This is a genomic window from Falsiroseomonas sp. HW251 (assembly GCF_050563545.1).
Taxonomy (GTDB): domain Bacteria; phylum Pseudomonadota; class Alphaproteobacteria; order Acetobacterales; family Acetobacteraceae; genus Falsiroseomonas.
Genome location: NZ_JBNXUM010000010.1, coordinates 163,557 through 181,662, shown reverse-complemented (window position 1 = coordinate 181,662; position 18,106 = coordinate 163,557). Strand labels below are relative to the sequence as shown.

Annotated in this window: 22 protein-coding genes; 3 read left to right on the top strand and 19 right to left on the bottom strand. The window is 66.4% G+C overall.

From position 1 onward, the window contains the following. Nucleotides 1-202 precede the first annotated feature (202 nt). The 16 genes from ACLF3M_RS14395 to ACLF3M_RS14320 form a co-directional block, all read right to left on the bottom strand. Nucleotides 203-856, bottom strand: coding sequence for a glutathione S-transferase family protein (locus ACLF3M_RS14395; protein WP_430657629.1), 654 nt, complete (start codon nt 854-856; stop codon nt 203-205). 132 nt (nt 857-988) lie between these two features. Beyond that, nucleotides 989-1,300 (bottom strand): HU family DNA-binding protein, encoded by a 312-nt coding sequence (locus ACLF3M_RS14390; RefSeq protein WP_430657669.1) that lies wholly within the window; start codon nt 1,298-1,300, stop codon nt 989-991. A gap of 82 nt (nt 1,301-1,382) precedes the next feature. Next, nucleotides 1,383-1,631 (bottom strand): hypothetical protein, encoded by a 249-nt coding sequence (locus tag ACLF3M_RS14385; protein ID WP_430657628.1) that lies wholly within the window; start codon nt 1,629-1,631, stop codon nt 1,383-1,385. 158 nt (nt 1,632-1,789) lie between these two features. Next, entirely contained in the window at nt 1,790-3,871 is a 2,082-nt protein-coding gene (locus ACLF3M_RS14380; protein WP_430657627.1) for a hypothetical protein, read from the bottom strand. After that, nucleotides 3,868-4,605, bottom strand: coding sequence for a transcriptional regulator NanR (nanR, locus tag ACLF3M_RS14375; RefSeq protein ID WP_430657626.1), 738 nt, complete (start codon nt 4,603-4,605; stop codon nt 3,868-3,870). The genes ACLF3M_RS14380 and nanR overlap by 4 nt, the downstream gene beginning before the upstream one ends. A 16-nt stretch (nt 4,606-4,621) precedes the next feature. After that, nucleotides 4,622-5,524 (bottom strand): nucleoside hydrolase, encoded by a 903-nt coding sequence (locus ACLF3M_RS14370; protein WP_430657625.1) that lies wholly within the window; start codon nt 5,522-5,524, stop codon nt 4,622-4,624. A 32-nt stretch (nt 5,525-5,556) separates the two neighbouring features. Further along, nucleotides 5,557-6,426 carry a carbohydrate ABC transporter permease gene (locus tag ACLF3M_RS14365; protein WP_430657624.1) on the bottom strand — a complete coding sequence of 290 codons (870 nt, stop codon included), beginning with the start codon at nt 6,424-6,426 and terminating at the stop codon, nt 5,557-5,559. After that, nucleotides 6,423-7,370, bottom strand: coding sequence for a carbohydrate ABC transporter permease (locus ACLF3M_RS14360; RefSeq protein WP_430657623.1), 948 nt, complete (start codon nt 7,368-7,370; stop codon nt 6,423-6,425). The genes ACLF3M_RS14365 and ACLF3M_RS14360 overlap by 4 nt, the downstream gene beginning before the upstream one ends. Nucleotides 7,371-7,376: 6 nt before the next feature. Continuing rightward, nucleotides 7,377-8,639, bottom strand: coding sequence for an extracellular solute-binding protein (locus ACLF3M_RS14355; RefSeq protein WP_430657622.1), 1,263 nt, complete (start codon nt 8,637-8,639; stop codon nt 7,377-7,379). A 75-nt stretch (nt 8,640-8,714) separates the two neighbouring features. Next, nucleotides 8,715-9,140 carry a hypothetical protein gene (locus ACLF3M_RS14350; protein WP_430657621.1) on the bottom strand — a complete coding sequence of 142 codons (426 nt, stop codon included), beginning with the start codon at nt 9,138-9,140 and terminating at the stop codon, nt 8,715-8,717. After that, complete coding sequence (locus ACLF3M_RS14345) at nt 9,137-10,165, bottom strand: Gfo/Idh/MocA family protein (protein WP_430657620.1); 1,029 nt, start codon at nt 10,163-10,165, stop codon at nt 9,137-9,139. Before ACLF3M_RS14345 ends, ACLF3M_RS14350 begins: the two co-directional genes overlap by 4 nt. A 763-nt stretch (nt 10,166-10,928) precedes the next feature. Then, nucleotides 10,929-11,291, bottom strand: coding sequence for a hypothetical protein (locus ACLF3M_RS14340; protein ID WP_430657619.1), 363 nt, complete (start codon nt 11,289-11,291; stop codon nt 10,929-10,931). Beyond that, nucleotides 11,288-11,596, bottom strand: a complete 309-nt coding sequence (locus ACLF3M_RS14335; RefSeq protein WP_430657618.1) for a hypothetical protein — start codon at nt 11,594-11,596, stop codon at nt 11,288-11,290. Before ACLF3M_RS14335 ends, ACLF3M_RS14340 begins: the two co-directional genes overlap by 4 nt. A gap of 35 nt (nt 11,597-11,631) precedes the next feature. Then, entirely contained in the window at nt 11,632-12,222 is a 591-nt protein-coding gene (locus ACLF3M_RS14330) for a hypothetical protein (protein WP_430657617.1), read from the bottom strand. Then, nucleotides 12,222-12,755 (bottom strand): hypothetical protein, encoded by a 534-nt coding sequence (locus tag ACLF3M_RS14325; protein ID WP_430657616.1) that lies wholly within the window; start codon nt 12,753-12,755, stop codon nt 12,222-12,224. Before ACLF3M_RS14325 ends, ACLF3M_RS14330 begins: the two co-directional genes overlap by 1 nt. Before the next feature lie 106 nt (nt 12,756-12,861). Further along, nucleotides 12,862-13,008 (bottom strand): hypothetical protein, encoded by a 147-nt coding sequence (locus tag ACLF3M_RS14320; protein ID WP_430657615.1) that lies wholly within the window; start codon nt 13,006-13,008, stop codon nt 12,862-12,864. Between ACLF3M_RS14320 and ACLF3M_RS14315 the strand changes: the two genes are divergently transcribed. Next, nucleotides 13,007-13,612, top strand: coding sequence for an NYN domain-containing protein (locus ACLF3M_RS14315; RefSeq protein WP_430657614.1), 606 nt, complete (start codon nt 13,007-13,009; stop codon nt 13,610-13,612). The two genes, ACLF3M_RS14320 and ACLF3M_RS14315, sit on opposite strands and share 2 nt — an antisense overlap. Nucleotides 13,613-13,761: 149 nt before the next feature. Then, a complete protein-coding gene (locus ACLF3M_RS14310; protein ID WP_430657613.1) occupies nt 13,762-13,968 on the top strand; it encodes a hypothetical protein in 207 nt (68 codons plus the stop codon). A 36-nt stretch (nt 13,969-14,004) separates the two neighbouring features. Here ACLF3M_RS14310 and ACLF3M_RS14305 read toward each other — a convergent pair whose 3' ends face one another. Beyond that, on the bottom strand, nt 14,005-15,534 hold the full coding sequence (locus ACLF3M_RS14305) for a DUF3987 domain-containing protein (protein ID WP_430657612.1): 1,530 nt from the start codon (nt 15,532-15,534) through the stop codon (nt 14,005-14,007). Further along, nucleotides 15,527-15,751, bottom strand: a complete 225-nt coding sequence (locus ACLF3M_RS14300) for a hypothetical protein (protein WP_430657611.1) — start codon at nt 15,749-15,751, stop codon at nt 15,527-15,529. Before ACLF3M_RS14300 ends, ACLF3M_RS14305 begins: the two co-directional genes overlap by 8 nt. Nucleotides 15,752-16,464: 713 nt before the next feature. On the opposite strand from ACLF3M_RS14300, the gene ACLF3M_RS14295 reads away from it, so the two are divergent. Beyond that, nucleotides 16,465-17,436 (top strand): hypothetical protein, encoded by a 972-nt coding sequence (locus ACLF3M_RS14295; protein WP_430657610.1) that lies wholly within the window; start codon nt 16,465-16,467, stop codon nt 17,434-17,436. A gap of 112 nt (nt 17,437-17,548) precedes the next feature. Here ACLF3M_RS14295 and ACLF3M_RS14290 read toward each other — a convergent pair whose 3' ends face one another. Then, the gene (locus ACLF3M_RS14290; RefSeq protein WP_430657609.1) at nt 17,549-18,106 is read right to left on the bottom strand and encodes a hypothetical protein; all 558 of its coding nucleotides are present in this window, start codon (nt 18,104-18,106) and stop codon (nt 17,549-17,551) included.

Sequence of the window (18,106 nt, the reverse complement as noted above, 5' to 3'; positions counted from 1 at the left end):
CTAGTAATGCGACGCAGGCGGTTCGGCGACGAGCGGAAGTCGGACCCGAGCGGACACTGCGCGATGAAGCTATACCATCATCCGACCCTGGGTCTCCAGCGGAACGGGTCTTGTTAGCGGCGGAGCCACCAGCCGGTCTCGGACGAAATGGGGGTCACCGCATCCCAATCGGCGGAACAGTCGCGTCAGGAGCTTTCGACGATCAGCCGCTTTGCGGAGTGCCGGCAAACACCGCCAGCTGAGCGGCGAAAGCGCGCTTATAGGCTGGCCGCGATTCGCCACGGCCGACGTAGGCGGAGAGGTTCGGGTATTCCTCCAAGATGCCTGATCCGATCAACCTGCGCAGCACCGTGACCATCAGCAAGTCACCGGCGCTGAACGCACCATCGAGCCAGTCGGCCTCGCCAAGACGACTGGAAAGTTCGCGCAGTCGGTTGCGGACACGATCATCGAGGATGGGCAAGCGCTCCCCGTGCCAAACCTTGTCGCGCTCCATGAGGATGGCGCTTGCGCGATCAACGATTGGTGGTTCCACGGTGTTGAGCGCAGCGAACATCCATGCGATCGCGCGCGCCCGGGCATGAGCGGCGCTAGGCAGCAGGCCCGCGTGGTGCTCCGCGACATGGAACACGATCGCGCCCGACTCGAACAGGACAAGGTCGCCGTCCTCGTAGGTCGGGATCTGCCCGAACGGATGGAGCTTGCGATGCGCGGGTTCCTTCATCGCACCGAAGGACAGCAGACGAACGTCGTAAGGCTGGCCCACTTCTTCGAGCGCCCAGCGGACACGCATGTCGCGGGCCAGCCCTCTGCCGCGATCGGGGGAGTGTTCGAAGGCGGTTATGGTGACGGCCATAGCAAGGCTCCGGGTGATCTCGCGCTGCCGCGCAATAAGGGCTCGTGTTCTCGGGCGGTGACCGAACGCGGCACCTGGACTGGCTAGTGCTGCGCAGCGGGCACAGCCGCACGCGGCCGTGCCCGCGCGCAGTCAGCTCCTCGCAGCTTTGCGCTTCGCCTTCTTCAGACCAGCGAAGGCCGCCTCCTTCAGCGCCGGGCTCGCCTTGAAGCGCACCGCTGCGCCGGCCTTAACCGCGACCTTCTCGCCCGTCTTCGGGTTCAGCGCCGTCCGCTTCGCCGTCTCGCGCACAACGAACGCGCCGAAGTCAGGGATGGTGAAGCGACCATTCTCGACGATCTGCCCCTTGATTGTGGCGATGATGTCCGCGGCCAGGCGGCCTGCGGCTAGGGCCGGCATGTCAGCGGACTGGGCGATGACGTCGGTCAGAAACTTCTTCGACATAGACAAGCTCCTTGCGAGGCCTGCCCATTAGCCGAGATGAGGCGGCGTGTCAGGACCGGCATGCACAGCCGGTGAGGACTGTTCAGGCCAGGACAGCGGCGCGCGCACGCTCAGCGGCATCCCGCGTGGCGACCAGCGCAGCCAACGTGGCTTGCGCCTGGCGCACAGCAGCCGGCTCACTGCTATCGATGTCGGAGACCTGCTCCTCCGCATCGCCGACACCGACCGCGATCTGCTCACGCAGCTCGTCGAGCCACGCCTTCGCTTCTGACGGATCGGCGTCCGGCACGCGTAGCCATTCGGCGACGATCACCTCCACCTCACGCGCCATGCGGGGCGGCTGCACGCCTTTGGCGACAAGGGCCAAGAGCCGGGCGATCGCGGCATTGACTGGACGCACCCGTGCAGGCCTGCAAGAGGCCCGCCCGGAGCCTTCGCGCCGCCAGGCGAAGCGGACAGCAAAGCGGTGCGCGAGGCTATCTTGGCGCACTACGCCGCCTTGCCGTTCACGCCGGTTGCGGCAAGTCCATGCTGAGCCTGTCCGTGATGCGCCTCTAGGCTGGCGGTTGAACTCGACCGCCTTCCCTTTACCCTCCCAATGCGCGCGTCTTCATCCCGGGCGTTGTGAAGGAATAAGCTGGCGTAAGGCTCAATACCGAACACGCTGCCCGCGAGCGTTGTCCTGTCGAGCCAATGCTCGTCGCGCAGAGCCGGCAGGACACCATGAAGGTCTAGGGTCTGCGCGCGCCAAACGCCATCCAATCGCACTCTCAGCGACGTCGGCGTGAGATTCGCGAGCGCGACGCGTGTGCTGTTGTCATCGACCCAGGCAACCGCGCCAAGGCCGGGCGGTGCGCCGAGCACCATCATTGCGCGCTGTCCGCCGCCGCGCGCCAGCCATCTAAGCGCGTGGAAGACCGGCGGCACCGTGGCACCGGACGGAAGCGGGAGTTGCGAGGACACCGGCATCGCCAGCAGCGTCGACGCGCCATGCGTTGCGTGCAGCGCCACCATTTCCGTCCCTTCAGGAGCCAGCGCGGCTGCATAGCCGATTGTCCAGGCCGCGGCGAAGAGACCGTGCTGGCGAGGATCCTCGCCAGCCAGCGCGGCGCGGCGGAGATCGGGGTTGGGCACAAGGGCCGCGCCGTAGGGGTTGCTGCGCATCGCTAGCGAGGACGGGCCGATGCGGTGCCCGCGCCCCGGCCAGATCGCGCGCACCGACCGCGCCATGTGGGGCAGCGATTCCAGTGTCTCCATGACCGAGACATCGTCGGCCGCGTGCACGATGGGCGCGGTAGCGTGGCCGATGAAGTCGAAGGCCTGGCCGCCGGGCCGGAAGCGATTGAGCTCGGTGTAGTAGGTCACCATGCCCGCGCCGATGCGCGCGCCCGGGAAGGCAGCGCGCGCGGCCTCGGCGCAGGCGTCGGGCGGGGGCACGTCTGGCCAGCTATCGCTCGGCTGGTAGCTGCGCATCATTGCACGCGGACAGGCCAGCACCGCCGCGGGCGACAGCCCGGCTTCCGCGCAGAGGTGCGCGGCGGCCGCGAGTTCCACATTTGCCGGCGCCAAGGCCGGCAGCACGATCTCCAACTGGATCCGCGCGCCGCATCGCCGGGCAAGCGTCGCGGCGGCCGCCAGCTGTTCGCGCTGGCCCGCCGTATCGAGCTCGAGCGACACGACGAGCCAGCGCGGACCTAGCGCCGCAACCCGCGCGGCCGCGGCATCGTCGATCCCCGCCGCGCCCTGCGGCACGCCCATCCCGATCTCCGGCAGCCGCATCCGCCCAGCATCGACGAGCTCGATGTGCGGTGCAGCGTCGCCAGTGGCGATGGCCGGCATCGCCGGTCCGTCGTCCTTGATCGCTACCTCGACGCGCTGCCGGCGTGCGACGCCGGCTTCCAGCCGGTACGGCCAGGGATCCAGCAGCGAGCCGACATAGGTCTTGAAGGAGGCGTCGGACCAGTTGCGCTGATCCTCCATCTCGAACTTGCCGGCGGGATCGAGCGGGAGGTCCGCTTCCATGCGGCACGTCACCGCGATCCACGGCGCCGGCCGACAGGTCAGGGCGCGGATGTCGAGGACCGGCTGGGACGGGCTGATCTCCGTCGGGAAGCGCATGTGTGAGACGGCGCCGCCGGTGTGTTCGACCTCGAGGTCCAGGCCGGCGACGGCGGCGGAATGCAGCACCACAAAGCCGCAGCGGCAGGTGTCGATCGGCCCGTCGGCGACGCCGGTCGCGTCGAAGACCAGCGAGCCGTCTGCCCGGCCCTCGATGCGCGCTGTAACGATGAAAGTAGCATCACCTACGGCGGTGCAGCTTTCGAACGACACGCGGAAGGCGTCTGCGTCTTCCTCTACCGCGAGCCCGCCGACCTTCGAGGACGGCGTGCCCCAATCCGTGTCGCGCAGCAGATAGGCGATGCCGCGCAGCACCTCCACGCCGCGCCAGGTGACATGCCGCACCACCCCCGCTTCGAGAACGCAGCGCAACGCGCCGGCCTGAAGCACGTGGCGTGCCGGCGGGGGTTCCGTCGTGCCGAAAGTCAGTAGCGCGGCCTCGTCCTCCGTCACGACGTGACCTCCGCTGTCTCTGCCTCCCTGCGCAGCAGGCTGCCATAGAGCGCATTGGCGCGGGTCAGGTGGTCGCGCATTGCCGCCTCGGCCTGGGCGGGATCTCGCGCCTCGATCGCCGCCACGATGCGCTCATGCTCTGCAAGCGTCAGGCTTTCCGCGCCTGGCGCGCGCACCAGAGACCGGTGATGCGCGCCGAGCCAGCCGAACATCGCCTCCACCACCGCGGGGAAGATCGGGTTGCCCGTCATCGCCGCGATCTGGCGGTGGAAGGCCATGTCGGCATTCACGAAGTCGCGCGGCCGTGCCCGCGCGCGGCGCTGCTGCTCGATCAGGGCGCCAAGGGCGACGACGCCGTCATCGCTCGCGCGCTCGGCGGCCAGCCGGGCAAGGCCGGCTTCCAGGAACACGCGCGCCTCCTTCAGGTGCTCTACCGAGCCGGGCGCGATGCGCATGAGGTGCTGCGCACCCCCGGCGATCTGTGCGACCAGCCCGGCCGCGGACGGCACCGCGACGCGCGCACGTTCGCCATGGGTGATGTTGATGATGCCGGACCGCTCCAGCGATTGCAGTGCTTCCCGCACCGCTGGGCGGCCGACGCCATAGGCCTCCATGAGGTCGCGCTCCGACGGCAGCTGGCTGCCCGGCGGGAACTCGCCGGCGCCGATGCGGTCCATTAGGCGGTCGAGCACCGCCTCGGACAACTTCCGCCGCTGGATCTGCCCGACGGACACCCTCTTCACTCCCTCCTCAGCCGTCGAACTTCGCCAACTCCTGCACGCCGCGGTTGAAGCGCGCCAGCTTGGCGAAGAAGTCCTCGTGGATGTAGCGCTGGTCGATGTCGGTGTAGACCTTGACCGTGCGATTCCGCCCGGTGTGCTCGTAGTTCATCAGCGCGTTGAACTCGGGCGCCGCGCGCCAGTCTGACTGGCCGCATTCCGGGTACATCATCACGCCGATCGCCGGACTGTCGCCAAGCGAACGGTGTTCCAGCGGCTCCGGCCGGTGGGCGTTGTGCTCGATGAGCTGCTCGACGAGGTACTTGCCAATCCGGCCATGCGGCTCCACGCGCTCGCGCAGCTCGGCATAACTGACGGCCATGACGCGGTAGAGCGGCTTCGGGATCTGCCAAATCTCGATGCCGGAGCGGAAGACGACGTTTGCCGCGGCGATGTCGTTGGACAGGTTGTATTCCTGCCCGCCCACAGGCCAGACACCGCCGCCGATCCAGACCACGCGGACGTTGCGGCTCACGATCCGCGGCTCCATTAGGATCGCCGCCGCCATGTCGGTGAGCGGGCCGAGGAAGGCGACGTGCAGCGGACGGGGATCGTCCTTCATGACCTGCTCGATGATGAAGCGCGCCCCGGCTGAATCCGCGGGGGTGCGCTCGTCGGGCATGGTGTCCTCGGCACCGTCGATCACGCGCACCTTGCCCTTGAGGTCCATCAGGTCGAGCAGCAGCTGCACCTCGTCGTGGCTGTCCTTCAGGCTGTGCGCGGACTTCTTGCGGCCGAAATGCGCGGGCATGATGCAGTGCAGGTCGAACATCGGCGTCAGCAGCGCCTGGACGATGGCGTACTGATCGTCCGCCTCGTTCTTCGCGTCGGTGTTCAGGATGACGCGCACCATCTTGCTGGGCGGCAGGCTCATTCGGGCGTTCCCCTTTAGTTGTGCTGCATCCGTCAGCCCTTCACCGAGCCCGCGAGCCCGTTCACGAAGTGCCGCTGGAAGACGAGGTAGACGATGGCGAGCGGCGCGATGGTCATCAGTTGCGCCGCGGCGAGCAGCTCATAAGCCGTGGAGAACTCCGTCTGGAAGTTCAGCAGGCCGAGCGGCAGAGTGCGGTTGCTGTTCGTGCGCAGGAAGATCTGCGCCAGGATGAACTCGTTCCAGGTCGAGATGCCGTCGAAGATCAGCAGCGCCACGATGGCAGGCTTGCAGAGCGGCAGGACGATGCGGCGGAAGACCCCGAACCAGGAGCAGCCGTCGATCACCGCGGCCTCGATCAGCTCCTTCGGCAGGGTGCGCATGAAGCCGCGCAGCACCAGGATGCCAAAGGGCAGGCCGAAGCCGAGATAGAGCCAGAACAACCCTACCAGGCTGTCCACTAGACCGAGGTTGCGCAGCAGTATCGTCAGCGGCACCAGCGTCATCTGGATCGGCACGACGAGCCCGACGAGGAACAGGCCGAAGATGCGTTTCGAATGGCGCATCGGGATGAAGACCAGCGCGAAGGACGCCATGGCGGCGAGCAGCACGCCGACCGGCACCTTGATCAGCGTGATGCCAAGCGAATTGACGAAGTAGGTCTCGACACCTGCCTTCCAGGCGCGGGCGAAGTTCACCCACTCGATTGACTGCGGCAATGCGAAGGTGTCGCTATGCGCGAACTCCGCCGGCGACTTCATCGCGGTGACGACCAGCAGGAAGACCGGCGCGATCCAGACCACGGCACCGAGTGTCAGCGCGGTGTAGAGCGCCGCATCGCCCGCGCGGCGCTTCAGCTGGCGCGAGCAGCTGGCGATGGGCAGGGGCAGCCTGGTCGCGCTCATGCGTCGCGTCCCACGCGGCGAAGATAGGGAATGGCGAAGATCAGCGTCAGGCCGAAGAGGATCACGGCGATCGCGGTGCCAAGGCCGACGCGATTGAAGTTGTAAGTCAGGAAGTACATCCAGGTGCCGAGCACCTGCGTCGTGTTCGCGGGCCCGCCGAAGGTCATGACATAGACGATGTCGTAGACCTTCAGCGCGTTGATGAAGGTGATGGCGAGGACGACGAAGGTCGTCTCCCGCAGCATGGGCAGGGTCACGCTGAAAAAGCGCCTTACAGGGCTTGCGCCGTCCACCTCGGCGGCTTCCAGCACCTCCTGCGGGATGGTCTGCAGCCCCGCGAGGTAGAGCAGCATCGGCAGGCCGGTATTGTGCCAGGCGGCGGCTACCATCACGGCATAGAGCGCGACGGAAGGCTCCGACAGCCAGGCGGTCTGCAAGTCATACAGGCCCAGCCATTCCAGCATCTGGTTCAGGAAGCCGAGCGTGGGGTGGTAGATCCAGGTGAAGATCAGCCCGGTGATGCTCATCGAGAGGATGGCTGGGAAGTAGTAGATGCCGCGGTAAAAGGCGGTGCCGCGCAGCTTACGGTTCAGCGCGAGCGCCAGCAGCAAGCCAAGTGTCGTCGGCACGGTCAGGGCAACGACGGTCCAGACCGCGGTGTTCTTCAGCGCGATCCAGAAGACGCGATTCTCCGTCAGGAGGATCCGGTAATTGTCGCCGCCGACGAAGGTCATGGTATCGGCGACGCCGTTCCAGTCATGCAGGCTGAGCCAAGCGGAGTAGACCAGGGGATAGACGATGACGGTCAGGTAGATCGCCAGCGCGGGCAGCAGGAAGCCCGCCGCCGCCAGTCGGTGGCGGGCGGCGCGCGACCGCGGCGTGCGAGCGGCGCGCCGCGCCGCCAGGCCCGCAGACGACGCGACGACGGTCGCGCTGTCCCCCATGCCGCGTCAGTTCCGGCGCGACTTGAAGGATGTGATCGCCTGCTGGACCTGCTTCGCCGCATCGCGGGGCGAGAGCGTGCCGAGCACGACGGAATCCTGCGCCTCGAAATAGGCGGCGACGATCTCCTGCGGCAGCGCCTGGTCACCAGGAAGATAAAGCGAGACCTCGCTCTGCAGCCAGTTCGCCCATTGCCGCTGCAACGGGAAGTTCTCACCCGGCATCACGCCGCGCACCGCGGACGGCCCGCCGATGGACTGCATGTGCTGAGCGGCGAGGTCGGGCTTCACGACATAGGTCGCATAGGCCAGGGCGGCCGCCTGCACCTCCGGCGCCGCGCGCGAAGAGACCTGGAGCTGCTGCTGGAAGCCCGAGACGCGCTTCTTCGCGTGGTCGCTCGGCGCGATGATCGGGGTGTAGGTGCGGGGGTCGATGTTCTCGCGCGCCAGGCGCGTGATCTCGATGTTCGGCACCTCAAAGACCATCGCGGCGCGGCCCTGGTAGACCAACTGCATGTTCGTCGCGGGGTCGATGTTGAGGAAGCCCTGGTTGAAGTTGCCCTTGGTCACCCATTCCCGCAGCTTGGTGAAGGCGCGCACGACAGGTTCGGAATCCCAGCTGCTCTCCATAGCTAGGATGCGGTCGTGCTCCTCCGGCCCGGCGAAGTGCTCCATGAAGAAGTCGGTGAAGCGCATGGTCATCCAGCTGAACTTGCCGCCCAGCGAGAAGGGCGTGATGCGCGCCGCGCGGAGCCGGTCACAGGCGGCTTCGAGCTCGACGAAGGTGCGCGGCGGGCTGGTGACGCCGGCGCGCTCCATCAGCTCGTTGCGGTAGATGATGCTCATCGGGACGATGCGGTTCGGCACGCCGTAGACCTTGCCGCGGTCGCTTGCGAGTTCCAGCGCCGTCGGGAGCAGCGTCTCGCTCAAGCCCAGCGCGCCGAGCCGCGGCGTCAGGTCCAGCGACAGGCCGGCTTGGTTGTAGGGCGAAGCCAAGCTGCCACCCCAGTTGAACCAGACATCGGGCATGCGGCCCGATCCCGCGCCAACGCGCAGCGCCTGCTTCATCTCGTCCGTGCCGAAACGCGTCCAACGGACGGTGACGTTCGGGTTGTCGCGCTGAAAGCCGTCGATCACGGGGTCCCAGCCATTGGTAGCGAGGCCGAAGAGCTCCACTGTCGTGCGACCCTGCGCGAGGGCCGGGCTAGCGAGGCCAGCAGCGCCGAGGCCGAGGAGCCCCTTCCCGAATGTACGGCGGCTGATGGTGATCATGATGCGTCTCCTCCTTCCTTGTGTTCCTGGTCATTCTTCTCGCGCCGCGTCGTGATCGCGGGCGGGTGGGCTGGATCAGTCCTGCGCGAGTGCGGCGCGGATCAGGGTGGCAAGTCGCGTGACGTCGCCGGGCATGTCGGCTGCTTGCGGTGCCACGGGCTGCACGGTGCCGGCGGCGTGGCGAAGAAGGCGCCCCGCGGCATTCAGCCGCAGCGATCCCGTCTCGCCGTCGAGGTCGAGCCTTACGCCGCCTTCCGGGGCCTCCCGTAAGACGAATTGCGCGATGCCGCCGCCCTCATGCCAAGCCTGCAGCAGTAGGGAAGGGCCAGCAGCGCGGCGCGCCTCAACCGCGGCGACGGGCCCGAGGGCACGTTCCCCCAGCGCCAGCGCGACCGCGGCGTCTTGCTCCGTCGCGCTGCCGTCGCAGGCAAGATGGATGAAGAAGCAGCGGCCGACGCCGCCGGCCGCGATCGCCTCTGCCGCGTGCCGGAGCGCCGTCATTGTAGCGGCTCGACTGGCAACGCGCGGCCGGCGGCGGCGCTGGCATAAGCGAGTTCCACGAGTTGCAGCGTGCGAAGGTTATCCGCGCCCGATGTCGCGGCCGGTCGGCGTTCATGAAGACACTCCACCCAGTGGCGCTGGATCCGCCGCACGCTGTCCTGGATGACATGCCAGGGCCGCGCTCCCCATGCCGGCACCTCGGCGTCCACCACGCTCTCGCGCGTTCCATTCTGGGTCGCAACGGTCAGCCGGAAATCCGGGCCGAGCCGCAGTCGGCCGGCGCTGCCCTGGATGTCCACCAGCGTCTGCGGGAACGGGTCGGGGTGCAGCTGCGTCGCGAAGCAGAAATCCACGAAGCTCCGCGCGCCGCCTTCATGGTCGAGCAGCACGGAGACGCTGTCCTCGCCCGCGACACGCGGGTCAATACGCTGCGCGCGGCAGGCGATTCGCGTCGTCTCACCAAGCCAGCTTCGCGCAACATCCAGAACATGGATTCCGATATCCATCAGCGCCAGCCGCGTCTCCTTTAGGAGGTAGGGCTGGCCCGAATAGATGTCGTAGGCGTGGCGGAAGGCGATGCGGGCGACCTGCGGCGAGCCGATCGCGCCGGAGTCCAGCACCTGCTTCACCGCCAGCAGCGGCGCCTGCCAGCGCCAGTTCTCATGCACCATGATCGGCACCCCGGCGCTGGCGCAGGCCTCGACCATCGCGCGTCCCTCGCCCAGGTCGCGGGCGAAGGGCTTCTGGCAGACCACGGCGACACCATGCTGGGCGAAGAGTTCGACCAACGCGCGGTGGCTTTCGACCGTCGTGACGACGTCAACGAAATCCAGGCGTTCCTCAGCAGCCATCGCAGCCGCGTCGGCGTAACTGCGCGGGATTGCGAACTCGGCGGCAAGCGCGGCGGCCTTGTCGGCCTGGAGGTCGCAAGTCGCGACGATCTCGACGCCGGCGACCTCGCGCCAAGCGGCCAGATGGTTTCTGGCGAAGAACCCGCACCCAACCAGGGCGCCCCGCAAGACCATGCCGCGTGCCCGCTTCCTCCGGTTGGGTATAATGATGATACCAGTTTACGCGACCGAACAAGGCTTTTCTGGCCTCGGTGGCGTATCGAGAGCCTGCTTCCTGCCTAATTCCGCGGTAGCGAGGCCGCCCTGCGCGCGACGCGGACGCTGCCACGATGACCAGAGCCATGCCCTCCGCCGCATGCCGTCACGCGACACGGCATCAGCAGCACGACGTTTCGCAAGGTGGAGTCACGACGACGGATACGTTGGCCCCGCCTCCACGCAAATTCATCGATGCCGATGATGCGCGCGCCAGGCTCGGTGGCGGCCACTCGCCGGCGCACGACGCGAAGCAGGAGAAGTAGCTCATCCGGAATGACCCGTGCGGCAGCGTCGCAGCTGTCGGGCAGCCGTCAGCGCATCCTGGACCTCTCTATGGCATGCGGGCGCACCGGCTGGGGCACAAAGCCGGAGCGGCTGCGCCGGCGATTTTGGAAGCCCGCTCGCCGTCGGGACCGCCGCTCTCCTTCGCCCAGCGGAGGTGTCGGACGTGAAGGCCCTCGCCCTGGCGCTTGGTATTCCGCCCGTCGTCGTGCTGGCGCTCCTTACCAGCTCAGGCGCATCGGGATACGGCGGCGCGGTGATGCGCTTGCCGTCCTCGACCGGGCAGACCGGAGCGCGGTCGAGGCATGCAGCGAGGAGTTATAGTTGTGACACCACTCTCTGCCGTGGCCGGCAAGCGTCTACATCGCCAAAGCCGACGAGAGGGACGACCCTCGCCTCAGGTCGATCGACCGCCGTTTCGGACGCCCGCTGCCGCTATACGGAATTTATGGCCGGTCTGCAGTGCCACCATCGGGTCGGCTCTCAGAGCATCGATGTCGTCATCGCTGGGAGGACTATCGCGGCAGAGTTCGCGGCCTAACGCGATCAGCGCCAAAGTCGGCCAGCCGCCGCGGCCCGGAAACTTCGCGACGGCAGCTTGAACAAAGCGGAGCTCACTTTCCGGAACGCTGGATCGCTCGCTGAAGGTGACTGATTGGTCGCTACCGCAGGCTGGGCACTCGTTGTCCACCTCGCCGGTGTAGTAGTCCTCGAACGTGTGGCCGCACTCACAGTGATAATGCAGACGGAGAAGCATCATGACCACTTTCCGTTCTCCAGCACCGGGCTCGGATCGGCGTCCATATCCAGATTCGCCCAGCGGCAGTCCTGCCTGCGCGCGTGGTCGAGTACGGCGAGGAAGCGTTCACTAAGGCCAAGGGCCCGTGCGTCCGCGGTCGCCTTCCCGAGGTCCACAGCGTACGTATCCACCATGAAACCATAGCCGTGCCCTAGAACCCGAAAGGGTGGCGTCTCACCCTGACGAGCGCCATGCTCACGAGGCGCCAATTCGGTCAGGATCTCGTTGTCGCGGCCGTCGATGTGCGCCGTGCTGACATCGAGCATGCGGGTGATCCGGCCCGCAGGCAGGGTTTGCGACCTCATACGAGGCCACTCCGCACCGAGATGTAGAGGTCGCGTTGGCGCTGCAAATCATCCAGCAGCTGTGTCAGGTTTGCGATGTGCAAGTCGGCGCCGCGAATCATCTTATCGAACGCTGCGACGGCTTGGTTGCGTCGGATCTCGTGACCCTCCTGATCGTCATCCGCATCGTCGTCGACGGTCTCGTCACTGTCGCCGGCCAGTAGCGGGTCAGGCTCGCCGTAGACGTACTCGTATCCGGAGGCGTAGTCGAACTCCTGCATGAAGCTGCCACCGCCAGCCTCGTACCGGTGATGCTCGCCTGCGTTGATATCCGGGTCGTACCGGATGAAATCCAGCGTCAGCGCTGGATGGCCGGCGGCGAAGTCGGCCACTGTCTCGATCTGCGGACCGGGCCCCTCAAAGGAAATCCACAGGTCCGGACGTTCCGCATGTGTAAGCCGGTCGCTCGGGCCATCCGGACGCTCGCGCACGAACTCGGCTGCAGCCCTCTTGGAGAACGGCCCGTCGTCGAGCCAGCCGCAGCGTGCAGCGTCGAGGTCGACGGTCACCCCATACATGCGCAGGTGGTGTGTCGTGTTGACGCCCATCACGCATCCACCCCGTCGATGCAGGCCAGAACGCAGGCGAGTGCGTCGACAATTTGCTCCTCCGCTTCCTTACGGGTTGCGCACGGGCGGTCGCCAGTCGTACCGATAATATCCCCGCCGAACCCGCCGATTGCACGGCTGAACATGATGTCGGCTTGCCAGCCTCGAGGAGCGCCGGCCGGCGACTCGTAAACGATCACGGCCTCAATTTCCGCGGCTCGCACGCCATCGAGCATGCGCTTCAACTTTAGCGTGGCTTTGCCTTCCGCTTTTCGGGCACGCTGGAGGAAATGCGGCAGAGCAGCACGGCCGGCTTGGATCTGATCGTCAGAATGGTGGACGGCGGTACGAAGCGGTGTCTCCCCGCGTTCGGCGCGCTCGAAGTTGACAACGGCCAGGTACGCGATGTTGCGGACGTAATCGAGCTTGTCGTCGGGAACAGGCTCGCCGACGCTCGCCTCGAGGCGCTTAACGAAGCGGTCAACCAACTCGTCGATTGAAGCGCTCGCCGCACCGTCGAACAAGTCATACATAGAGATGGTGATGGGCCGCGCTTGTGCGGCTGCAGCCCGGCGGGCCGCGCGATTCAAAGACATTGCTGAAATACTCGCTAAAAAATTGAAATAAAATCCCGCGTGCTCACTGAAAAGCGGCGATCAACCACGCGGCACAGTTGATATACCGGCGGCGTCTTTCTCGTTCAAGGAAAATGTCTCTTTCGTCACCGGCGCGTTCGACGGCGAGTCCTGCACCGCAGAGCACCTGTTCTGTGGTATCGGTGCTCATGTTCGCACGCCTGCCGACCGTCGCTATAATTGACGGGCCGCATTTCTACGCAGCCACCCGCGCGCTCGGCTGGGACGTCGATTACAAGCTGTTCCCGGCATGGCTCGACGAAGCGACTGTAGCGGCGGGCAGCACGAACTTGCGCCGGTTGGTGTACTGCACGGCGCTGCAAGACGAAGTCGGTGCCGATCGCGAGAATCCGCTGCTGGGCCTTGTGCGGTGGCTTGGTTTCAACGGCTACATCGTACGTGTCAAGTTGGCTCGCGAATGGACAGAGCCGGAAACAGGCCGGCGTCGGCTTAGATTCAGCAGTGCGGTCGAGCTAACGGTCGCAATGGTGGAGGCAGCCGAGCATGTTGCGCAGCTCGTGCTCGTGACCGGCGACGGTGACATGACGCCGGCCGTTGATTACGTCCAGCGCCGACACGGTGCCCGTGTAGTCAGTGTTTCGACGACCAGAGCGCCAGACGGGTCGATGATCGCCGATAGTTTGAGGGCGCAGGCTGACGCATACCTTGATCTGGCCGACCTCGAGACGCAGTTCGGCAAACCTCTTGCTGCGGCCCGACGCAGACTGAACCAAGGCAAGGCCAGCACGCCGTAGTCGTCAGTGCACGCTTACTCTGCCACGGCGGGAAGTCAGTCGAGCGGCAGGTGGCGCCAGCCCACCGCACGTTCGTCATCTCAGCATGAGGCCGCGGCAAGCTCGATCTGCTCGGTGCCAGGCTCTTCGCACCGCCATGATTAGCAATCTTGCAAGCAACGAGCGACAGAGTCCATTTGATTGCCAAAATTGCCAAAATTGCCAAAATTGCCAAAATTGCCAAAATTGCCAAAACTGCCAAAATTGCCAAAATTGTCCAGACTGCCAAAACTGCCAAAACTGGCAAAACCGCCATAGCGCGCGTACCTGTTGATGCACAACCACGGCGAGGGTTTGGGCGGGTTTGGCAGTTTTGACAGCGTTAGTGGGGGCGAGAAAAACAGAGTCAGGCGTCAGGAGCCCCCTTCTCCCAGCAACTTTGGGTTTACCTCGAAATCCTTCCGCGGCCTCCCTCCCGCTGGGCCACTTGCCGTCACGCGGCGGCACCAGCCCGTGTCGGCTTCGGCCAAGTTGACGAGGGCGGCCTCCATGCGCTCAGGCGTCGGAATGTTTAGCCCGTTGGTCGTCCGGACCAGGGCACGGGCGTTTAGGATGCGGGGGCGAGGCGGGGGCTGGCGGAGGTACCAGCGGGCGAGCGCACGGGCGTCCTGCTCGGCCACTGGCAGTACGGCTTGGCCGAAGGTTCGCTTGGTCATCGGGATGGCGTAGTCGGCCAGGAACTCGCATGCCCGGCGGAGGTCGTCGGCGTTGACCTCCTGTGGCAGGGCTACGCCCAGCCCGGTTGCAGTGAGGTGGGCGAAGATCACGCTGAGCCGAAGTGCCATGCCGGGGAGCTTGCCCAGCCACGATCCGTAGATGCCAGTCGCGTCCTGCGCCATTTGGAACACGCGCTTGCGCCACTCCAACATCATCGAGCGCGCTTCCGGCGTGAACTGCAGTATCGTCGGTTCCGGAGCGTCCCACTCGATCTCCGCGAGCTTGCGGAGGGCGTCGAGCAGGATATGGGTTGGCGGCTCAACGTCGAGGTCAGTCGGCTCTTGAGCGTCGGGCCAGACGTAGAGGAAGCGCGCCGACAAGCCGTCGTCGTCGCCCGAAAGCATCAGCGAGGCAAGGCGGTCGGGCGTGATGCCGCCCACGATGCTCCAACTCAGGTGGCGGACGGAGATTTCGTCCTCGCCATCCTTCACCCGGTCCTTCGTCCAGAAGGTGCCGTTCCAGGCTTGCAGCCAGAAGGCACGGTCGGCGCCCGCAGCCCCGCTGTAGCGATCCATGCTGGACAGCCAACCAGCAAGCTCGTCACGGTAGTTGATGAGGCCGAGGGGATTCGTCGCCGAGAGTCGCGCTGCTTTCTCTGTCGTCGTATCGGTGGAGATGAAGCGCCGCTTCGACAGCGGCTCCGGCTCGCGGGATTCTTTCGGTTCATCCGGCGCCGCCTTGCGGTCCTTCATAGCGCTCCGGACATCGGCCTCCCACTGCTCGCGGGCGAGCTTCGCGACCTCCTTCTGCTTCCGGTGGCCTGCGCGGCGATCTTCCCAATCGTTGTTTGCCTCCACCTCGATGCGCCTGACGACGTTCATCACGGCTAGCAGCGGGGGCGTCTTGCTGGAGGATGGACGTCCGACTGCGGCCCCCCACAGCACCGTGGGCTCGGCCCACCCGGGACGCGGCGAGCCCCATCGCGCGTTGCCGATCAGTGCCGCGCTGGCCTCGAACAAGCCGAGTCCAACGTAGTCGGGTGGCGAACTGGTGGTCGCGGCCGTCTCCTCAATGTAGCTGCCCCAATCACCCACAAAGAGGTGCTGCGGCCAGGGCGGTGTTGGCATTGCGTCGCGGATGGCGACGCTGCGGTCGGGCTCGCCCCAAGCACCACTGCCCAGCTGCGCCTTGGCCTCCTCGAACAGAGTTGCGAAGTCGTCAGCCACGACCTGCATCCGTCTTCAGGGCCGGGACGCCATCGAGGCCGATCAGGCGCGCGACGCGATGCGCCGCCTGTCCGTAGGGACACGACCAGCGCAGCGCCGCGAGGGAGACGAGGTCGCGGCCGCGCTGGCTGCCCGCGTGGTTCCGCCAGGAGCCGTCATAGGCGCTGACGAGGTACTGCTGCTCGGCTCGCAGGACATGCACGGGGGCGTCACGCATCGCGCGATTGCATGCGCGCACCCACTCACTCCGGAACCAGATGCCGGCCCGTCCTCGCAAATAGGGCGGTGCCCAGAAGGGCACGCAGCCCCACTCGATTGATCCGATGTACTCAGCGTCCGGGAACAGGGCGGCGAGGACGCGGGCAAGGCTGCCGGGTTCTCGGAGAACTTCGTAAGTTACAGCTCGCCAATCGGGCATGGTAGCTGGAGACAGGTGCGTCATGACCAATCCGACAGAAACTTGCGACATGTTCCGGCCTGTTCCGTCGATTCGAACCCGATAACGGCCGAGCTACGTACTTCTTGGTCGGGTGTTGGGTCCGCTGCTCCGGAGAAGCCCAAGCGCACAGCCGCCCGCGGGCGTTGGCGCGGCCAGGGGCTTTGCCATTTTCCGCTCAACTAGGCCCGTTGTGGGTCCAGCCCACAGCCCCTTGCGCGCGCCAGCGGCATGGGTGTGGGGTCCACGCCAAATCAATGTAACCACTAATATTTGTGGTACCACGTTGGCAGCACGGGTTCGAATCCCGTACGGGACGCCAAGGAGGCGCGCGCAGCGCGAAGACCTCGTGGCCTGCCGAGCCGAGCGACGTCCGAGGCATCGTCCGGGGCCGACCTACCAAAGACCTGAAGAGGGTCGTCCCTTATTCTGACGACGAGGATGGCCGGATCATGGCAGCCACAGGGTTGCGCGACCTCCGGAGGACATGTGCCGTGCACCGTCGAGACCTTCTGAAATCGGGGCTCGCGTCCGGGGCCATCACGGTGGGATCGCTCACTCGACCGTCGCGCGCTGCGGGAACGGCAGCGCCGCCATTCCTGGCCGGCCAATGGCTGAATGTCGCGGCGCCGCTCGATGCCGGGGTGTTGCGTGGCAAGGTCGGCCCGGTGAACTTCTGGACCTACACTTGCATCTACGCCCTGCGCTCGATGACCTACATCAAGCGCTGGCACGAGGAATACGGGCCTGCCGGCCTCGAGGTCGTCGGCATTCACACGCCGGAATTCCGCTTCGAGCACCTCCGCCCGAATGTGGAGCTTGCGCTTCGCGAGTACGGCATCCGCTTTCCCGTCGGCCAGGACAACGACTACCGGACCTGGCAGGCCTGGAGCAACCGGGCCTGGCCGAGCTTCTACATCCTCGATCGGGAAGCGCGGATCGTTATGCTCCGCGAAGGCGAAGGCCACGCGATGGAGATGGAGCGGACCATTCGCGGGCTGCTCGGCCTCTCGCCGGAGGTGGTGCCGCGGAACCCGCCGGACGACATGGACCTTTCCCGCGTCGGCTCGCCCGAGATCTATTTCGGCGGAATTCACCCGACGCCACAGGAGCCCGGGCAGTCGCCTCGACAAGGCCTTGGGACCTACGCCTTCACCCCGCACGGACCGCGGCTGAACCACTACGAACTCGACGGAGACTGGGCGAGGGACGGCGAGCCACTGGTGCTGCGATCCGGCCAGGGCAAGCTGCGGCTGCGCTACTCCGCCGCGAAAGTCCACCTTGTCGCGGGCGCGCCGGACGGCGCCACGCTGCGTGTGAGGTCCGGGACGGAGGAGTGGCGCAGTATCCGCGTCGGCTGGCCCGCTCTCTACACCGTCGTAGACGGCACGCGTTACGGCGAGCAGGTCATGGAGCTCGAGACCACGTCGCCTGGATTGGCCCTCTACAGCGCAACCTTCGGCTAGACCCGTATGGGGCTGACTGTCGTCAGCCCGATACGGGTCCAGCTTTTCCTGGCCCGGCGATTCACGGCCTGGCGTGCCCACCTTCGGTGAGCACACTCAGGCCGATCGCGGGCTAGCCTGGGCAAGCCGAGGCCAGGCTCGGGAGGAATGACCTGAGTTCGCCAATCCGTTCAGCTGTCCAGCTGGCCAGCGCCGCAGCCAGAGTGTCCGGTTCTGCTGGCAGTTCGAGCAGCGGCCGCGACGCTGCGACGAATGCCGCCTCTCCGCCGACCACCGACCAGCCCTCGGGCAGACGAGCCCGCAGCGCCGCTCCCGGCGAGCCGCCGGGCGTGCCACTCGCGCCGACGACCACGATGGCATGCGGCGTGGTCGGGAGGCGTGGATCAGCAGCCTCCCAGCCGCTTCCTCCGTCAGGAAATCGAAGGCCCCATCCCACGAACCACTCGGCCTCGACGCTCGGGGCGTAGGGCGCCCGGAGAAAGGCGTGTCCCCAGATCACGCCACGTTCGGGATCGGTGACGTAGGTCGTACGCCCTGTAGCCCGCATGCTGCGCAGCAGGGGCGCAATGGCTTCCTCGGTCCGCTCGAAGAGGGCTGCGATCCTCGCTTCGGCCGCAAGGAAGCGCTCGGCAGCGAGCAGGTCATGAGCATCCGGCATGGCGTTGTGCAT